The organism is Candidatus Hydrogenedentota bacterium, from assembly GCA_016791475.1.
In the GTDB taxonomy this organism is placed as follows: domain Bacteria; phylum Hydrogenedentota; class Hydrogenedentia; order Hydrogenedentales; family JAEUWI01; genus JAEUWI01.
The window spans coordinates 1-527 of sequence record JAEUWI010000446.1 but is presented as its reverse complement, the minus strand read 5'-3'; the positions used below and the strand labels follow the sequence as shown (position 1 = coordinate 527).

General features: G+C 56.5%; 1 protein-coding gene. It reads right to left on the bottom strand.

What is annotated here, in order from left to right; genetic code table 11:
• The coding region (locus JNK74_30170) for a Gfo/Idh/MocA family oxidoreductase (protein MBL7650436.1) at positions 1-527 on the bottom strand (527 nt) is incomplete at both ends.

Genomic DNA, 527 nt, shown 5'->3' with positions numbered 1-527 from the left:
TTCACTTTGTGGCCGATGCTGTCGCGCGGACGCAGGACAAGACAGCGAATCTGATAAATTTTACCGAGCTTGCCAGCGTGCAAATAATCCACTGCTGCTTGGATCAGCGGACGGCTGCGATTCTGCGTGCCAGTCTGCACGATGCGTTCGTATTTGCGCGCCGCCTCAATCATGCGGCGGCCTTCGGTGATTGACCACGAAACGGGCTTTTCAACGTAGACGTCTTTGCCCGCCTGACAGCCCCAAATCGTTGCCAGTGCGTGCCAGTGATTCGGCGCGGCAACGGCGATGGCGTCAATGTCTTTGTTGTCGAGGACACGGCGAATATCGGTTTCCGTTTTGGCGCGTTTGCCACAGGCTTTTTCGAGATCGCCGAGAGCTTTGGGGAACAGGTTTTCGTCAATGTCGCAGATTGTCGCGACGTTAACATTTGGCAATTTGGCAAAGCCTTCCATCAGCGCCCCGCCGCGCCCGTTAAGGCCCATCACAGCAATGTTGACGGTTTCATTCGGGCTGGAGCGCGCCCA